We start from the raw sequence: 16,382 nt of genomic DNA on the forward strand, positions 1-16,382 counted from the left end.
TTTATCTAGTAAATCCCGGTAACCGACATGTCAAGCGGGGGAAGGCAAAAACGCCGCCATAATCTGATTGGAAAACAGCCGCCCCTCCCCCGTCAAGCGCGTTCCTCCGGTCATCCATCCGCGGTTTTCAAACGGTGCAATCCGGCCGGCAAAGCGATGGGCATACGATTCACCAAACAGCTCTTCAAAATTTTTCACCGACACTCCTTTGTCCAACCTCAATCCCATCATCATGAATTCCCCCATCGCCGTACCGAAGGGAATCTCTTCGCGATCAAACCAGATTTGTGAATCCTTAAGGACATTCATATATCGATTTGGTTCTTTGAAATTAGTCGATCGATATCCAAATCCCCCGGATTTCTCCCGGCTTCTCAAAAACGAGACGGCGCCGGCGCCAAGCCCCAGATACTCACCGTAATTCCAATAGTTCAGGTTATGCCGGCATTCATGCCCCGGACGCGCAAAGTTCGAGATTTCGTAGCGACGCAATCCCCCTCTCGCCAATATTTTTCCCGTCATCTCGAACATCTCGGCCTGCAGGTCGGAATCGGGAGGAAGGGCTTTTCCCGACTTGATCTGTTGATGGTAAATGGTCCCCTCTTCCACGGTAAAACTGTAGCACGACAGATGGGGAGGGTCGAAGTCCAGAATCCCGTTAAGATCCGACTCCCACTGTTTAAGCGTCTGCCCCGGAAAACCGAAAATCAGATCGGCGTTCCATGAGCGAAAACCGGCCGTGGCAATTAACTTTAGAGCCTCTCGCGCGTCGTCGGCCGAATGAATCCGGCCGAAGGCGGACAAATAGGCGTCATGCAGGCTTTGGACGCCGATGGAGAGGCGATTGATGCCGGCACGCTTGAAACCATCGAGTTTTTTCGCAGAGATCGTTTTCGGATTGGCCTCGAGCGTCACTTCGACATCATCGCACAGAGGGACTGATTTTTGAATGCGGCGCAACAGATCGGCGAGATCCGAGGGCCTCATGAGCGATGGCGTCCCGCCGCCGAAAAAAACGGTGCGGATCGGGCGGGCTGAATCAAGTAGCGGGAGGCGTTTTTCCCATTCGGCAAGGAGGACCCGCTGATATTCTTCAAACGGGATGGATTTCTTTTCAACAGCATAAGAATTGAAATCGCAGTAGTGGCATTTGTAGAGGCAGTAGGGGAAATGGATGTAAAGAGAGTTAAGCACGCTTCTTCTTGGCGGCTTTTTTGAAGGCTCGCGCATGCTTGACTCCTCGCACCCGGACACGCCCCCCCTGTTTGAGCGCCTTCCTCTTCGTCCCTTTCCCCTTTGTTTTCGGCCTTTCCTTTTCGCGGGACTTTCGGGTGTCCGGCGTCAAATCTTTTGGCGGGGAGGTATGGACGGGGTATTGCTTTCCCCGAAACAGGAGAAAATATTTTTTCCCCCTCTGCTTCAAGTCGCGGGTGATTTCGTAATACGGGGCCCGCATGAACTTCGCGGGAAAATTTCCCCCTTTTACCACGCAATAAAGCGCGTGCCTCTTTCCGATCCAGAGGGAATTCAAATCGAGCAGTTCAATCGACTCGTCGGTGAGCGAGACGAGATAGCCGGCGATGGTGCGCTCCACTTTTTTGACCCAGTACGGAACATCCTCGACCTTGATGTAAACCGGCCGCTCCTCCCCTTCGAGGTAATATTTTCCCGCCTCGTCTCGCACGATATGCTTGTAAAAAAACTGGCAAGTCCGCTCATGCAGGATGGGAAAATCCCCCTGATACCAGTTCCCTTCGGAATCGAGGCGAATGACATCCTCGAAAGCGCGTCGGCTTCGGCTGTCCATAACCATTGGAGTATAAAGGCGAATTTTGGAAATAGCAAGAAATTAATAATAAAAACGAGCAGTTAACAGTATCCGATCTTTTTAAACCAGTTTATCGCTTTGATAAAGCAATCTTCCATCGGCGAGGCGCGATATCCCAATTCACGAACCGCCTTGGCGGTATCAAGGGGATAGCCATATTGAACAAAACGGATCCCCAAAATAGGAAAGAAGGGGGGTTTTTTAAGGAGATAAAAAGATAAAAATTCGGAAACCCATGCGGCGGCAAGCGCCACGGGTATTGGAATTTTAATCCGGGGGGGCGTCACGCCCGCCAATCTGCAGATGGTTTCAACCGTTCTGGCGACGGTGACATTATACCCGCCCAGAATGTATCGGTCGCCGATTTTTCCCTTTCGGGCCGCCAGGACATGGCCGCGCCCCACATCCTCTGCGGAAACGATATTGATCGCATGGTCCACATAAGCGGGGAGTTTGCGGTTGATCAACTGCGGGATCAGACAAAGAGAAGGGGGTTTTAGTTCATACGGGCCAAAACAGCCGGATGGATTGACGATCACCGCAGGGAGGCCCCCCAAGCCGGGTCGGCCCCCCAGGCCGGGTCGGCCCTTGTTGCGGGCTCTCTGTCTGATTTCTTCCTCCATCCGATATTTGACTGCAAAATAGGGATGCGGCGGTTTTTTAAGATCGTACCGGCGCGACTCGTCGGAGAGTTCCCCCGCATGGGACGGGGCGCCGATAGTGGTCAGCGAGCTGGTGTAGACCAGACGATCGATTGAACTCGACTCGGCGGCGGTGAGGACACTCTCAAGCCCTTCCATGGCCTTTTTCAGATGTGCCTTAAGTTGAAAGGTATTTGTGGGATAGTAAGGGGCGGTGTGAAAGACCCACGAGCATCCCTTCATCGCCCTGGCAACTGACCGGCTGTCGTTTAAATCCCCCTGAAAGCGTTCGACTTTCAGACCCTCGAGATTTTCGGAGGGGGTCACGCCGCGCGAAAAGGCGCGGACGTCGATCCCTTCTTCAAGAAGAGAACGAACGACATGGTTACCGATAATACCGGTGGCGCCAATGACGAGGGCTTTCATATAAAGCAGAGTTTAGGGTTTAGGGTTTAGGGTAAAAACTGTAGTTACCCTAGACCCCATCAGTTTCTCCTTGTCAAAGAAAAACGCGTGTACTAGCTAGATGAAAAAGCGAACAATCCGGCTTTGCCGGTTGTGAGCGCGGGGTTTGGGGCCATCGAAGGCCCGACAAACATAAAAATCAAGAAGGGCCTTCGGGGCCCCAAGTGCAAATGATTACGGATAGAATCAAAGAGTTCATTGGAGTCGAAACCGCCAAAAATCTGCAGTCGGGAGGCCGGTCGGCCAAAACCATTGCCGTCTGCTCCCAAAAGGGGGGAGTGGGAAAAACCACCACCGCGGTCAATCTGGGGGCCGCCTTTTCGTATTTTAGCGAGAAGAAAGTCCTGATTGTCGACCTCGATCCGCAGGGGCATGTGGAAAAATCGCTCGGTTCAATTATCCCCGACGGCCTCGACTACACGCCGGTTTCGGCGACGCTCACCTCCAAAAAAGGGAACCTCCTCAATTCGGTGATCAAAACCAAACTCGATTTTCTGGACATCACCCCCGGCGACAAGGCGCTGGGAGAGGCCGACAGCGCGCTGGCGGGAAAGATAGGCAGGGAGCTGATTCTCGCCCAAGCCCTCAAAACGGCCAAGACGCACTACGATTACATTCTCCTCGACTGCCCCCCCAACCTCGGCAACCTGACCATCAACGCCCTCTGCGCCGCCGACTACGCGGTGGTGCCTTGCGAAATGTCGGTTCTGGCTTTCGAGGGGGTCACCGATCTGTTGACGACGCTCGAGACGGTCAATGAACGCCTCAACAAATCGCTCAAAATCCTGGGCGTTGTTTTCACCCGCGTGGACGGCAGAAACCTCACGATGAATGCGCTTGTGGAGGAGAATCTGAAAAATTTCTTCAACGGCAACATCTTCAAGACCCGCATCTCGGTGAACACCGACCTTAACAAGGCCCAGCTCGAAGGGCACAGCATTTTCCATTTTGCCCCTTCCTCCACCGGCGCCGAAAATTACAGGGCGCTGGCGGACGAGATTGCAAAGAAGGTGCGTAAGCTGGATTCTTAAGCCGCTTCAATCAACAACATCCCCTTTAAAGAAGGAGACAATCCGGGCAAGCGGGACATTCGTTTGGGTTTTGGCGGAAAAATCCTTCACCTGAGCCATGCCCTGCTTTAGTTCCTCCTCTCCGATGATGATCACATGCGTGCAGGCAAGTTTGTCGGCCTTGCGGAGCTGGGACTTGAGCGATTTTTCGTCCGCCTCGATCTCGCACGAAATTCCGTTTTGCCTTATCTGAAAAGCAACCTCACGGGCCCTGGCGTGCGCCGCCTCCCCCAAAAAGGCGACAAAGATTTTTTTTGATGCGATGGGTTTCGGCTCACCGATCAACATTAAAAGACGTTCAATGCCGATTGCAAAGCCGACACCGGGGATGTCGGCGCCGCCCAGATCCTTGACAAGAGAATCGTATCGCCCTCCCGCGGCAATGGCGGCCTGCGCGCCCAGCCTGTCCGAGACAAATTCAAACACCGTCCGCTGGTAGTAGTCGAGGCCGCGGACCATCTTGGGGTTGATCTCGTACGGCACTTTCAATTCATCCAGCGTTTTTTTGACCGACTCGAAATGGGCGCGGCTTTCCGGTTCCAGAAAATCGAGGATGTCGGGATGATCTTTGGAGAGTTCCCGGCACTTCGGATTTTTGCAGTCAAGGACACGAAGCGGATTTCTTTTGATGCGTTGCCGGCAGTCATCACAAAAATTCTTTTCATTTTTGGCAAAAAACCCTTTCAGTTTTTCCTGATAGGCCTTCCGCTCATGCCCACAGCCGAGTGAGTTGATCTGCAGGGCCCAATCTTTTAAGCCGACTTTGTTCAGATAACCGGCCAGCATTTCGATGATTTCGGCGTCTGCGTACGGGCTTTTGGAACCAAAACTTTCGGCGCCGATCTGATGAAACTGGCGGAAACGCCCCTTTTGCGGCCGCTCACGACGGTACATCGGACCAAGGTAATAGACCTTGAGATCGGGCGATGTCTGATTGATCAGATTATGTTCGATGGCGGAGCGGACGACAGAGGCGGTTCCCTCGGGGCGCAAGGTTAAGGAGAGATTGTCCTTGTCCTCGAAGGTGTACATCTCTTTTTGGACAATGTCGGTCAGTTCGCCGACACTTCGCGCAAAGAGGGGGGTTTCTTCCACAATCGGCGTCCGGATTTCTTCATGGCCGTAGAGGGCAAAATGCTCCCGCGCCGTCTGTTCCACGAATTGCCATTTCGGCGACTCGCCCGGAAGGATGTCGTGCATGCCGGATATGGATTTGTATTTCATTCGATATCAAACGCAATATCCACCGCCGGCGCCGAGTGCGTCAGCGCCCCGATGGAGATGCGGGATACCCCCGTCTGGGCGATCTTTCGCACGTTTTTCAGATTCACGCCACCGGAGACTTCAAGTAGGGGCGTCCCGCCGTACGCCCTTATTTCCGAATTGTGTGCCAGTTTGACCGCCTTGCGAATCTGCGGAAGTTTCATATTGTCCAGCAGAATAATATCCGCCCCTTCTTCGAGCGCTTGCCGGACCTCCACCAGATTTCTCGCCTCCACCTCGATCAGTTTTCCGGTTTGGGATTTGGAATTTGGAATTTGGAATTTCACTCTTTGGATCGCCTCCCGTATCCCCCCGCACGCGTCGATATGGTTGTCCTTGATCAGGTACTGATCGGCCAGATTCATCCGGTGATTTTTTCCTCCACCATCGACGACTGCCCGCTTTTCCAAAAAACGAAGGCCGGGGATTGTTTTTCTCGTGTCGAGGATGGAACACCGGTACGGCTTCACCTTTTCCACAAACAGGCTTGTCAGCGTGGCGATGCCGGAGAGATGCTGGAGAAAATTAAGCGCCGTCCGTTCGGCGCGAAGGAGGTCGGAGACAAAACCGGCCGCCTCCGCGAGGCGCTCCCCCTTCTTTACATGCGCCCCGTTGCCGTAGCCGGTCACCACGCGCGTGTCTTTCGAGACGGACAAAAAAACATCCCGCGCCACGTCCAGCCCCGAAATCACCAGTTCCTGCCGGGCAACCAGAAACCCGCGCGCCCTCCCACCGCCGTTGCCGAAAACGGCAATGCCGGTGATGTCGCGCGCGGCGGCGTCTTCCTCCAGCGCTTTACGGATCAGGTTTGCACGTTCAATTTTTATGTTGTCCATCGCTTGCAGGCCTTTTTTGCGGAAAGGTAACAGAAAGAAACCTTCCGATCAACGGCTTCTATTTCGGGTACACTTCCGTAATTCCCAGCGCCATGGTTCGGAGCATTTTGGGGAGTTGACCGGTTAATTTCATGACCGGCGGCAATATCGGGGCAAGGATGTTTTCCACAAACCAGTTCCGGTTCATCAGCAGACGGGGTGGCGCCGACTGCAGTTTTTGAATCCGGTCGATTTCTCCTTCGCGTTCCCTTTCGATTTTTTTCAAGACATCGAGGGGAACGGGGCCTTTTTTCAACGGCTCCGCCAGATGATTGGCGGCCACCACCGCATCCCGAAACGCAATATTGATTCCCTGCCCCCCCACCGGGCTCATCGGATGACAGGCATCACCGATAAACAACAGGCCGTCCTTCGACCACTCTTTCAAATGGCTGGAAATCACCGACAGAAGAACCATCTGCCCTGGATCGGTCAGATGCTTCCGTATTTGAAGTTGCACCTCTTCGGGATAAAAGGGAACAATCCATTCTTTGATCTGCTCCAACCTTTTTTTTCTCAAGTCACCGTAACTCCCCTTGGGAATCACCCAGCCGATCTGCATCAGCCCGTCACGGGGAGGAACAAGAATGGCCAGTTGTCCATGGCCGAAATAGGCGCGCGCCCGCAACGGAGCGCCTTCCGGAGGCGGGACTTTAAACCAGACCACGTCAAAGGGGGGATCGCTTCGTCTCATTTCCATCGAGGCAAGCCGTCTCACGGTTGAACCCCGTCCATCCGCGGCCACCACCAGATTGGCCCGGATGCGAATCTCCTCCGAAGCACTGCGGGCCGCCAGACCGGCCACCCTCGCCCCTTCCATCATCAGCTCGACCGCCGCGTTTCCCATCAGAAGCTGAAAAGCCGGGTTCTTTTTTGCCTGATCCGCCAACATCGACAGTACCCGCGGCTGGGAGATGTTGAGGGCATAGGGACGGCGAAGTCCGAGGGATTCGATGTCAAGATCCAGCCATGGTTTTTTGCGGTGGAAAATCTGAAAACCCGAAATTTTGACCGGCCTGGTGGAAAAAAGCTCATCCAAAAGACCCAATTCCTCGAAGAGATCGACGCAACCGGCCTGCATCACCTCGCCGGGAAACTCACGTTCGAAATCGCTGTGGCGTTCGACGAGAACGACTTCAACCCCTTTGCGCGCCAAAAGGGTTGCCAAGAGAACGCCCGCTGGACCGGCACCCACAATAGTGCATTGGGTTTGGAGAGTTTGGGGCATTTTTTAAAGGGTGACTCTCCCTCGCCGTGCCTAAGAAGAAGTGTCTGCGGTAATCTCCGCTGTGGGAATAAGAGGGGCCCATTCCCCACTCTCCGCGGTCGCCTCCCCCCCATCTCCGGGAAAGAAACCGGGAAAGTCGGCGGTATCCTGCGGCGCGAAGTCCTCGTAGTAGAAGGTATCGGCCACGGAGAAGGCGGCGGTGATGGTGGTAAGAACTTCGGGGTCGATCGTCAGCAGTTCATCAAAATCGAGAGTCGCGAGATAAATATCCTGTTCGGCCCCCTGATTCAATTCTTCCTGTTCCCATTGTTCCTCATTTCCGAAAAAACCGCGGTCATGACCGGTTTCGTCATCCACCCCTCCCGCGCCGTTTTGACCGTCGCCGCGCGTGTCGCTCAGGTTTTCGGAGAGCCAGGTGGAATCGATCCATCCCAGTTCGGTATCGTCGGAAAGATCATCGGAGGTGTCGTTGTCATCGATAAAGGTGATATCCCCTTGGTGATGACCGAGGCTCCCCTCCGCCTCAAAATCGTCGTCGCTCATGTAGACACGGACATTCTGCTCGACGCCGGCCACCTGAAAGGTGAGTTGGAAATAGTACAATTCCACCTCAACTCCGCTGTAGGTCCCCGCCGGCAGATCGGCGGAGTCAATGCTGATGATCGACTCTTCGGTGTCATCCTCGGTAAAATCGACTATTTCCGAGGCGGCAAGGGTGCCGGTATCGGCAATCAGGTCGACCGATTCGGCATCTTCCCCTTCCACATCCGCCGGCAGAAGGGTCGCCCTCTTGAAGGCAAGGGCATAACGGCTGGGGGTAATATGTTCCACGATACCGTCGTCTCCATCGCAATCGAGCCCGTCCTCCAGAATGGGACTATCCATTGTTGAATCTTCCAGATCGGCGCACTCCCCCGTGGTCACGCGCCGAATCAGGGCCGAGGCGGCGCTGGCCGAACTGTCAAAATCACCGGCCACATCGAATTGGAGCCCGGAAGTTGCCTCGTCACTCGAATCGGACGAAGAGGAGGAAGAACTACAGGCCGATGCCATGAGAATAAAACCAACCGCCGGATACCATAAGAAACCTCTCTTTTTCATAGAACCCCCTTTTTGACTTGAGGGTGTATTATAAAGGAGAGAGGGATAATTTGTAAAGACAACTATCTCAAAAATTCCCTCACCAGACGGGCCAACTCCCCCGGTTTTTCGTGATGGATCATATGCCCGCATTCTTTCATCACCACGGTCTGTGAGCCGTTGGGAAAATGGCGGTAGCGTTCGGTGATTTCCCGCTGAAGATCCTCTTTTCCCCCCATCCACTCCCCCATGTCGGTCTGTTCTGCCGAGATCAGGAGGCATTTCGCCTGAATTTTTTCCCAGAAGGCATAAATGTTCTCCAACTGAAAGAGATAGGGATTTTTCATTTTATGTTTGGGGTCGGCGGCGATAACAAAGCCCCCTTTCACTTTTTTTCCGAGATGCTTGGCGAGAAAGAGGGCCCTATCCAACGGAAGATGCGGGTTTGATTGGATGAGCCGATCGGCCAGTTCCGGAATTTTTTTGTAAACCTTGAACCCTTTTCCCAACGGGCTTTCAATCCACTGCCGCATCCGGTCCGGACCCATCGACGGCGGCATGTCCTGAATACCAAATCCCTCGATGTTCACAAAGTGACTCACCCGTTCCGGAAAGGCGCCGGCGTAGAGCGAAATAATATTTCCCCCCATTGAATGCCCGAGGGCTTTGACCGCCTCCCCGGGGGCCAGTTTGTTGAAGATTTCGTTCGCGTCGGCGATATATTCATAGAAAAAATAACCGAGCGGATTTTTGACGTGCTCGCTCCGGCCGAAGCCGCGCAGATCGGGGGCAATGCAGTAAAAATCCTTTTGGAGGTCACGGCAGACAAATTCAAAGCTCGCCCCCATGTCCATCCAGCCGTGAAAAAGGAACAGCTTCGGCTTTTTGGAATTTCCCCAGAAATTGACGTTCAGATTGAGGCCGTTGATTTTGATTTCGCGGGTTTTCATTGGACGAATAAAAACCCGGCTAGTATATCTTTATTCCAATGGGTATCAAGATTATCTGTGAGAATAGAAAAGCCCGGTTCAACTACGAAATCCTCGAGCGCTTCGAGGCGGGAATGGCGCTCAAGGGGAGCGAGGTCAAATCGCTTAGGGACGGAAAGGCTCATTTAAGCGACGCCTACGGCATTATTCAAAACGGCGAGATTTTTCTGCTCAACGCCCATATCGCCCCGTACACAGCCGCCACCTTCACCGGCCACGAACCTCTCCGGACGCGAAAACTCCTTTTGCACGCCCACGAGATCAAAAAATTGATCGGCAAGGTGAGCGAAAAAGGCCTCACGCTGATCCCCTTAAAGATGTATTTTAAGGAGGGATGCGCCAAGGTGGAGCTGGCGCTGGGGAAGAGCAAAAAAACAATCGATAAACGCGAGACGATCAAGAAGAGAGAGACCGATCGGCAGTTGCGACGCGTGATGAAACAAAATCGATGAAAATAACACACGCCCCCATCGATGCGAAAAAAATGGAACTCGAACGCCTGCTCAAAAACGGCACCGTCATGGTTCTGCTCGACTCGCGCCGGTTTGGCGTCCAGGCGCCGCAGGATCACATGGGCAACCCCCAGCTGGCGCTGAATTTCGACACCATGTTCAACATTCCGGATTTTAAAATTCTGGACGACCGGATTGAGGCCACGCTGGAATTCGGCCCGATGAATTTCTTTTGCGTCATTCCGTTTGACGCCGTCTACGGCTACCGTCCCCTTTCGGGGGACGAGGCGGTGGTCTTTCCCGAAAGCGTGCCGAAGGACCTCGTCCCTCCGCCGACGAAATCCCCCCTCCCCCCCCTTTCTCAAACCTGTCCGCCGGTTGTGTGGCGGAGGGGGGAACGGGGGGATTTTTCCCCTGCCCCACCGCCCCTGGCCGTCGTCAAATCACCAGATCCGGCCGAGAAGAAAGAAGAGCCGAAACCGGCAAAGAAAAAGGGGCATTTAAAATTGGTGAAATAGGGGATGGAGTTTCAAAATAACCCCTGGACTTCAATTCCAAGAATCCATATAATTTAGCCTAAACATTAGCTTAAAACTAATTATTGGTTCAAACATATGGGAAAAGGGGGCTATCTCTCCGTCCTTTTGCGTTCCTCGAAAACGGTATTCTCGTTCAAGGACATCTCCTTGTTGTGGCGCACCGCCGAGACAAACGCAACGAGGGTCCGGGTCAACTATTACGTGCGAAGGGGAGAGTTGTTGCCCCTTCGCCGTGGCCTTTACGCCAGGGACAAAAATTACAACCGGCTTGAGCTGGCCGCCAAAATTTTTATTCCCTCGTATGTCAGTTTTGAGACGGTGTTGGGCATGGCGGGAATCGCCTTTCAATTTTACGGGCAAATCACCGTCGCCTCCTACCTGACCCGGGAGGTGACCGTCGAGGACCAGACTTATGCCTTCAATAAAATCAAACCCCTTGTTCTGACGAATCCCGCGGGAGTGGAGAACAAAGATCATTGTTCCATGGCGACCAAAGAGCGCGCCTTTTTGGATACGATCTACCTGCATAAGGACTATCATTTCGACAATCTCCGGCCGCTGGATTGGGACAAGGTATTTGAACTCCTTCCGGCCTATGGAAACAAGAGAATGGAAAAAAAGGTGAAAATGTTTTACGAGCATTTCAAAACCGGAGAATAACTACTGCGTAGCGCATATATAAGGTGACACTCCAGCACGCATGGAACATGGAAAAAAGTGTCGCTCTACTTGTGCGTAGACCGGTATTCCCATGCCGCTCGATACAGCCAGACATGAAAATCTCATGACCCAGATTCTCAAGGATATCTGTATGGACACCTCCCTGTCCCCGTTTTTGGGCTTCAAGGGGGGAACGGCCGCGCTGATGTTTTACGGACTGGACCGTTTTTCGGTCGATTTGGACTTTGACCTCCTGGATGCGGCAAGGGCGGATGACGTCTTTGAACGGGTAAAACGAATCCTCTCCCCCTACGGCGCGATGAGGGATGCGGAAAAAAAGAGGTTTAATCTGTTTTTTGCGATTTCATACGAAGAGGCGGCCCGCAACATCAAGGTGGAGGTCAATCTCCGGAGCTTCGGTTCCCGCTATGAGATCAAATCGCACCTCGGCATCCCGATGCTTGTCATGGTCCGGGAGGACATGTTCGCCCACAAGCTTGTGGCGATGAAGGAACGGATCGGGAAAACGAACCGGGATATTTACGATGTCTGGTTTTTTCTGAAAAACCGGTGGCCCCTCAATCAGGAAATCGTCGAGCGGAGGACGAAAATGCCCCTCAAGGATTTCCTGCCCCGATGTATTGCCGAGTTGGAAAGGTTTTCCGATCGCGCCATCTTGTCCGGCATGGGGGAGCTTTTAGGCGAAAAACAGAAGGCATGGGCCAAGGGCCATTTGAGAAAGGATACGATCTTTTTGCTCAAACTCCTTTTGGAGGGCCAGGAATAAAATGGAACCGGCCAAGCCTGTCTCTCCGACTCCAGAAAAAAAAGGGGCCATTTAAAATTGGTGAAATAGATCGGTTTGTGCCAAAATCGCCGTCAAAATAAGGGGGCCCATGCCAAAAATTGTCGCTATTTTCACCCTCCTGTTTCTCCTGTCGGGAGTTGTCGTTCCCCGCGGGCATTCCGAAGAGAAAGAATCCAAAGACAAAAAGTCATGGTCCCTCAAACCAACCGGATCGATCACCAATTACTTTATTTACGACTCACACCCCTTTTACACCTCGCCCAAAGGGGTGTGGGACGAAATTGCGGTCACCGGCGGGGCAATCTTTGAATACAAAGAAAGCGTCAGGGCGGAAGCGGTGTTGATGGGGGTCAAAACCGCCGGAAACGATCCATACAACAGCGCCGCCGCCGGGTCGGCCCCCTCTTTTGATATCGACCGGGCCTTCATTCAGGTAAAACCCTTTCAGAAAATCCCCCTCACCTTTTCTTTGGGCCGACAGTATATCCGGATCGGCACCCAGTTCATCGTCGGCGACGGGATTTTGGAGGGCTTCGGGGGGGCGACCCAGGGGGTCTACATGGGGCCCCGGCTTGGTTTCGATTCCCTCAAAATAGAATGGGCGCCGGCCCCCTGGAAATTCACTGCCCTGATCTCCTTTGTCGACCCGAGCTGGGATCCGGGGTTGGCCCGCGGCGGAACTTTTTCGGGGATGGATGTGGAGTACGACGCCCTGGAGCGGTTTGGCGGGAAGTATGGAGGAAACATTTTTTATCGATCCGATACGACAGGCGGCGCCAATCAAATGGGGGTATTCGCCGGTAGGGGCGAACAGCATTTCAAGAAAGTGCCGGGGGATCTTTATCTGGGGGGCGAATTCGTTTTTGAATACGGCGATTGCAACAACCCCGTTTATTGCACCAATCCCGGCGCCCAGACGATGAACGAACATGCCTGGCACGTCGAACTCGGCTACAAATTCACCCAACTGAAAACGGCCCCCTTTCTGGAGGCGGGATATCTGCATCACTCCAACGACTACGATCCGGTCTTTGCCGGTTTTAACAGCTGGGGAAAATGGTATCTGGGAAGCGACATCTGGCTGGCTAATTTCAACACCAATCAGAAGGCCGTCCATGTCGAGGCCGGTTTCTCCCCTCTCGAGACGCTGACCCTCCGCCTGCTGTACTTCCACACCCGGTTGGTCAGCGGACCGGGAGGCGCCCTTTTGAATGAGATCGATCTTGTCGCGGATTGGACCCCTCTTGAGTGGCTCTGGGCCGCTCTTTTGGTCGGCTTTGAAAAACCGGGAAGCGCGATGGGGGGCTCGGGGCTGGTCAATCCGTTCACGTTAACACCCGTCGGGACTTCGAGCTCGGCAAATGCCGTCGTGATGACGCGCGTCTCTTTCTAAAAGGAGTTTCCATGAGAAAAATTTTAATTCTCGCTCTTCTCCTAACCGCCCTCTCCGCCTGCCCGACAAAGCCGACAGAAGAACCCCCCAAACTTTATCCGGGCAAAATCGTGATCGGCGGGGTCGACTGGCCCGGTTATCTGGCCCTCTACGTGGCGCGAGACAAGGGATTTTTCAAGGAGGAAGGGGTTGATGTTGAGTTCCGGATATACAACTCGCATGTGGGATATATCGCCGATTACCTGGCGGGCAAAATTCAGGGGGTCACTAACTTGGGCAACGAATTAATCGACCAGGTTCTTCGCGGATTTGACCAGAGGGTGGTGCTGGTTATCGACTACTCCAACGGCTCCGACGGCATCGCCGCCTCCCCGGCAATCAAGAATTTTGGGCAGATCCGCGGAAAAAGGGTGGCCTATGAGCACGGAACACTGGAGGAATATTTTTTCCTCTACGCGCTGGAACAATACCGCCTCTCCGTCAAGGAGATCGTCCCGGTCAACCTCGACCCGATCGAGTCGGCCAAGGCCCTTGAGGAGGGAAAGGTGGACGCGGCGGTCACCTACGAACCTCATCTTTCCAAAACGATCAAAAAAATCGGCGGAACCTGCATCTACTCCTCGGCCGACGCCCCGGGGCTGATCACCGATCTCTTGACCTTCGGCGCCCCGTTTATCGAAAACTATCCCGACAGCGTCTCCGCCATTGTCCGAGCCTACTTCCGGGCGATCCGTTTCTGGAAGGAAAACCCGGACGAGGTCCACGGGATTCTGACCGGACAGTTCAAAGCGACCAAAGAGGAGGTCATTCAACAACTCAAAGGGGTAACCATCCTTGATGAACAGGAAAACCAGACGGCCCTCACCTTTTCCATGGGGACCGCATCCCTTTACGGAAACCTGCGCCGGGTGGGCGATTTTGTCATGCAGAAGCAGGGGAAAAAAAGGGGCGACCTGGACACCGATAAGTTGATCGACAAGAGATTCATCAAAAATCTCAAATGAAACTTTCATTCAAACTACTGATCCCCCTTATTGCGGGAACGGCCGTTGTCGTTCTCCTCGTCAGCCTCCTTTCCTACAACTATACCCGGTCGGTCCTCCGAAAAACCGTTTCCGCCAACCAGCTGGGCATCGCCAGGCAGACGATGGAACAGATCGACGGTCTCCTCTACGAACGCTACAACGATATACAACAAGCGGCGGGAGAGGATCTTTTTCAGGATGCGCTAAAGGGACAAACAAAAAACAACCCCTCCGCCCTCCGCAGGATCAGGGAACTCACCATTACGTCGGGGCCGTGGGACTCCCTTTTCGCGGTGGATCGGAAGGGAAATATTGTCCTGTCGTCTATCGAAGAGGAGATCGGCAAGCCGGTCGGCCTCGAGCCCCACAGCCTTCCGGCCTATGAGGAGGCCATGAAGGGAAAGATATACCACTCCGACCAGGTGATCTCGGACGATACGGGGAAACCGACGATCATTTTTTCCGCCCCGGTGCGCGACAAAGAGGACCCCAAGCAGGCTGTTATCGGGACCGCGATCGGCCATTTTGCCTGGCCGGCGGTCGAGGAAATTCTGGATAACATGCCGTCCCCCTCCCGAAAGGCCCATGCGATGGTCGTCAACAACGAGGGGACGGTCATCGCCTGTAGCATGCCGGACCCGGATATGGTCGGAATGAATATGGAAAAGAGCTCCTTTGTCAGGGAGGTCCTGGCGGGGCGGGCCGGGTCGGCTGTTCTCCCGGCAAACGAGGGGATGCTGGGGGTATCAAGCCTTGTCGCGTATGCCCCGCAGGAGGGGCGGCTTTCTTACAAGCCCAACGGCTGGGGGCTGATTTTGGAAACACCGCTTGAAGAAGCCCTGGCCGACGCCTCAAAAACGGCCTTCCGGCTTGTCCTGTTTCTCATGCCGGTTCTTCTCGCCATGGGAGGACTGGCCGTCTGGCTCAATGTAAAGCTGGTCCTCAAGCCGGTCTCCCTTCTGACAAAAACGGCTGAGGCGATCCGGCGGGGGGATATCTCCCAGCGGGCCGTTCCCCTTTCACAGGACGAGATTGGCGAACTTGCCAATACCTTCAACCAGATGATTGAAAACCTAAGCTCCGAAAAAAAATACCGGGCTTTTACCGATTCGGCGCCAAACGCCATTGTCTCCATGGACGAGGCCGGCTGTATTATCTCCTGGAATTTGAGGGCCGAAAAAATGTTCGGATACCAGAAAGACGAGGCGTTGGGCAAACCAATGACCCTGATCATGCCGGAGCGTTTTCGTGAGGCGCATCTCGCGGGCCTCAAACGCTACCGGAAAATCCGGGAGTCGAATGTTATCGGCAAAACAGTTGAACTGGCGGGCCTGAAAAAAACAGGGGAGGAATTTCCGGTAGAACTGGTCATCTCCTCGTGGAATCAGGAGTCCGAACTGTTTTTTACAGGCATTATCCATGACACCACCGAGCGCAAGAAGGCCGAAAAGGAAAGAGAGCGCCTTGAGGCTCAACTCCTTCAGGCCCAGAAAATGGAATCGATCGGGCGGCTGACCGGCGGCGTCGCCCACGATTTCAACAACCTCCTCGGCATCATCATCGGGAACTGCGAACTGGCCCAAAACGAGGCAAAACCGGACGGGCCGGTTGGGGAATATCTCAAAGACATCAAAGAGGCCGGCGATCGGGCCGCCCAGCTCACCCGCCAGCTTTTGGCCTTCAGCCGAAAACAGGTGCTGAAACCCGCCCTGCTCAACTTGAACGATACTCTGGAGGAGACGGACCGACTGTTCCAGCGCCTGATTGGGGAGAATATTCAGTTGCTCACCGTCCCGGCCCCCGATCTGGGACTGGTGAAGGCCGACCCCAATCAGATTGAACAGATCATTTTCAATCTCGCCTCCAACGCGCGCGACGCCATGCCCTATGGCGGCAAACTGACCCTCGAGACCCAAAACGTCGTCTTGGATGAACAATACGCCGTCCATCACCCGGAGGTGAAACCGGGGCCGTATGTGATGATGGCGGTCTCCGACAACGGCCTGGGAATGGACGCCAAGATTCTGTCGCAGATTTTTGAGCCTTTTTTTACGACAAAGGAGAAA

16 protein-coding genes are annotated in these 16,382 nt (G+C 54.1%); 8 read left to right on the forward strand and 8 right to left on the reverse strand.

What is annotated here, in order from left to right; translation table 11 throughout:
• Positions 1–30: 30 nt before the first annotated feature.
• The 3 genes from hemW to HYU99_08905 all read right to left on the reverse strand — a co-directional run bounded on the left by hemW (position 31) and on the right by HYU99_08905 (position 2,895).
• Positions 31–1,230, reverse strand: a complete 1,200-nt coding sequence (hemW, locus tag HYU99_08895) for a radical SAM family heme chaperone HemW (GenBank protein MBI2340461.1) — start codon at positions 1,228–1,230, stop codon at positions 31–33.
• Complete coding sequence (locus HYU99_08900) at positions 1,187–1,807, reverse strand: DUF1285 domain-containing protein (protein ID MBI2340462.1); 621 nt, start codon at positions 1,805–1,807, stop codon at positions 1,187–1,189. The genes hemW and HYU99_08900 overlap by 44 nt, the downstream gene beginning before the upstream one ends.
• A 62-nt stretch (positions 1,808–1,869) precedes the next feature.
• Complete coding sequence (locus HYU99_08905) at positions 1,870–2,895, reverse strand: NAD-dependent epimerase/dehydratase family protein (GenBank protein ID MBI2340463.1); 1,026 nt, start codon at positions 2,893–2,895, stop codon at positions 1,870–1,872.
• A gap of 209 nt (positions 2,896–3,104) precedes the next feature.
• Between HYU99_08905 and HYU99_08910 the strand changes: the two genes are divergently transcribed.
• Positions 3,105–3,965: a ParA family protein gene (locus HYU99_08910; GenBank protein ID MBI2340464.1), complete on the forward strand. Its 861-nt coding sequence runs from the start codon at positions 3,105–3,107 to the stop codon at positions 3,963–3,965.
• Positions 3,966–3,971: 6 nt separating this feature from the next.
• Here HYU99_08910 and HYU99_08915 read toward each other — a convergent pair whose 3' ends face one another.
• From HYU99_08915 to HYU99_08935, 5 genes are all read right to left on the reverse strand, one after another.
• On the reverse strand, positions 3,972–5,228 hold the full coding sequence (locus HYU99_08915; protein MBI2340465.1) for a histidine--tRNA ligase: 1,257 nt from the start codon (positions 5,226–5,228) through the stop codon (positions 3,972–3,974).
• Positions 5,225–6,103: a carboxylating nicotinate-nucleotide diphosphorylase gene (gene nadC, locus HYU99_08920; GenBank protein ID MBI2340466.1), complete on the reverse strand. Its 879-nt coding sequence runs from the start codon at positions 6,101–6,103 to the stop codon at positions 5,225–5,227. The genes HYU99_08915 and nadC overlap by 4 nt, the downstream gene beginning before the upstream one ends.
• A gap of 58 nt (positions 6,104–6,161) precedes the next feature.
• Complete coding sequence (locus tag HYU99_08925) at positions 6,162–7,337, reverse strand: FAD-dependent monooxygenase (protein ID MBI2340467.1); 1,176 nt, start codon at positions 7,335–7,337, stop codon at positions 6,162–6,164.
• 63 nt (positions 7,338–7,400) lie between these two features.
• Positions 7,401–8,471 carry a hypothetical protein gene (locus HYU99_08930; GenBank protein MBI2340468.1) on the reverse strand — a complete coding sequence of 357 codons (1,071 nt, stop codon included), beginning with the start codon at positions 8,469–8,471 and terminating at the stop codon, positions 7,401–7,403.
• A 62-nt stretch (positions 8,472–8,533) separates the two neighbouring features.
• On the reverse strand, positions 8,534–9,400 hold the full coding sequence (locus HYU99_08935; GenBank protein ID MBI2340469.1) for an alpha/beta hydrolase: 867 nt from the start codon (positions 9,398–9,400) through the stop codon (positions 8,534–8,536).
• Between the two features lie 38 nt (positions 9,401–9,438).
• On the opposite strand from HYU99_08935, the gene smpB reads away from it, so the two are divergent.
• The 7 genes from smpB to HYU99_08970 all read left to right on the forward strand — a co-directional run.
• The gene (smpB, locus tag HYU99_08940) at positions 9,439–9,891 is read left to right on the forward strand and encodes an SsrA-binding protein SmpB (GenBank protein MBI2340470.1); all 453 of its coding nucleotides are present in this window, start codon (positions 9,439–9,441) and stop codon (positions 9,889–9,891) included.
• Positions 9,888–10,409 carry a hypothetical protein gene (locus HYU99_08945; protein ID MBI2340471.1) on the forward strand — a complete coding sequence of 174 codons (522 nt, stop codon included), beginning with the start codon at positions 9,888–9,890 and terminating at the stop codon, positions 10,407–10,409. Before smpB ends, HYU99_08945 begins: the two co-directional genes overlap by 4 nt.
• A gap of 96 nt (positions 10,410–10,505) precedes the next feature.
• Positions 10,506–11,090 (forward strand): type IV toxin-antitoxin system AbiEi family antitoxin domain-containing protein, encoded by a 585-nt coding sequence (locus HYU99_08950; protein ID MBI2340472.1) that lies wholly within the window; start codon positions 10,506–10,508, stop codon positions 11,088–11,090.
• 124 nt (positions 11,091–11,214) lie between these two features.
• Complete coding sequence (locus HYU99_08955; protein ID MBI2340473.1) at positions 11,215–11,877, forward strand: nucleotidyl transferase AbiEii/AbiGii toxin family protein; 663 nt, start codon at positions 11,215–11,217, stop codon at positions 11,875–11,877.
• A 109-nt stretch (positions 11,878–11,986) separates the two neighbouring features.
• On the forward strand, positions 11,987–13,291 hold the full coding sequence (locus HYU99_08960; GenBank protein MBI2340474.1) for a hypothetical protein: 1,305 nt from the start codon (positions 11,987–11,989) through the stop codon (positions 13,289–13,291).
• A gap of 11 nt (positions 13,292–13,302) precedes the next feature.
• Positions 13,303–14,295, forward strand: coding sequence for an ABC transporter substrate-binding protein (locus HYU99_08965; protein ID MBI2340475.1), 993 nt, complete (start codon positions 13,303–13,305; stop codon positions 14,293–14,295).
• Positions 14,292–16,382: PAS domain S-box protein (locus HYU99_08970; protein ID MBI2340476.1), on the forward strand; the 2,091-nt coding region annotated here is incomplete at its 3' end. The genes HYU99_08965 and HYU99_08970, both read left to right, overlap by 4 nt.

This window comes from Deltaproteobacteria bacterium, from assembly GCA_016183175.1.
Taxonomy (GTDB): Bacteria; UBA10199; UBA10199; order UBA10199; family SBBF01; genus JACPFC01.

What these genes read in the sequence shown, in the direction of transcription:
- hemW (MBI2340461.1), bottom strand. Translation starts at nt 1,230, where the DNA reads ATGCGCGAGCCTTCAAAAAAGCCGCCAAGAAGAAGCGTGCTTAACTCT.
- HYU99_08900 (MBI2340462.1), bottom strand. Translation starts at nt 1,807, where the DNA reads ATGGACAGCCGAAGCCGACGCGCTTTCGAGGATGTCATTCGCCTCGAT.
- HYU99_08905 (MBI2340463.1), bottom strand. Translation starts at nt 2,895, where the DNA reads ATGAAAGCCCTCGTCATTGGCGCCACCGGTATTATCGGTAACCATGTC.
- HYU99_08910 (MBI2340464.1), top strand. Translation starts at nt 3,105, where the DNA reads ATGATTACGGATAGAATCAAAGAGTTCATTGGAGTCGAAACCGCCAAA.
- HYU99_08915 (MBI2340465.1), bottom strand. Translation starts at nt 5,228, where the DNA reads ATGAAATACAAATCCATATCCGGCATGCACGACATCCTTCCGGGCGAG.
- nadC (MBI2340466.1), bottom strand. Translation starts at nt 6,103, where the DNA reads ATGGACAACATAAAAATTGAACGTGCAAACCTGATCCGTAAAGCGCTG.
- HYU99_08930 (MBI2340468.1), bottom strand. Translation starts at nt 8,471, where the DNA reads ATGAAAAAGAGAGGTTTCTTATGGTATCCGGCGGTTGGTTTTATTCTC.
- HYU99_08935 (MBI2340469.1), bottom strand. Translation starts at nt 9,400, where the DNA reads ATGAAAACCCGCGAAATCAAAATCAACGGCCTCAATCTGAACGTCAAT.
- smpB (MBI2340470.1), top strand. Translation starts at nt 9,439, where the DNA reads ATGGGTATCAAGATTATCTGTGAGAATAGAAAAGCCCGGTTCAACTAC.
- HYU99_08945 (MBI2340471.1), top strand. Translation starts at nt 9,888, where the DNA reads ATGAAAATAACACACGCCCCCATCGATGCGAAAAAAATGGAACTCGAA.
- HYU99_08950 (MBI2340472.1), top strand. Translation starts at nt 10,506, where the DNA reads ATGGGAAAAGGGGGCTATCTCTCCGTCCTTTTGCGTTCCTCGAAAACG.
- HYU99_08955 (MBI2340473.1), top strand. Translation starts at nt 11,215, where the DNA reads ATGACCCAGATTCTCAAGGATATCTGTATGGACACCTCCCTGTCCCCG.
- HYU99_08960 (MBI2340474.1), top strand. Translation starts at nt 11,987, where the DNA reads ATGCCAAAAATTGTCGCTATTTTCACCCTCCTGTTTCTCCTGTCGGGA.
- HYU99_08965 (MBI2340475.1), top strand. Translation starts at nt 13,303, where the DNA reads ATGAGAAAAATTTTAATTCTCGCTCTTCTCCTAACCGCCCTCTCCGCC.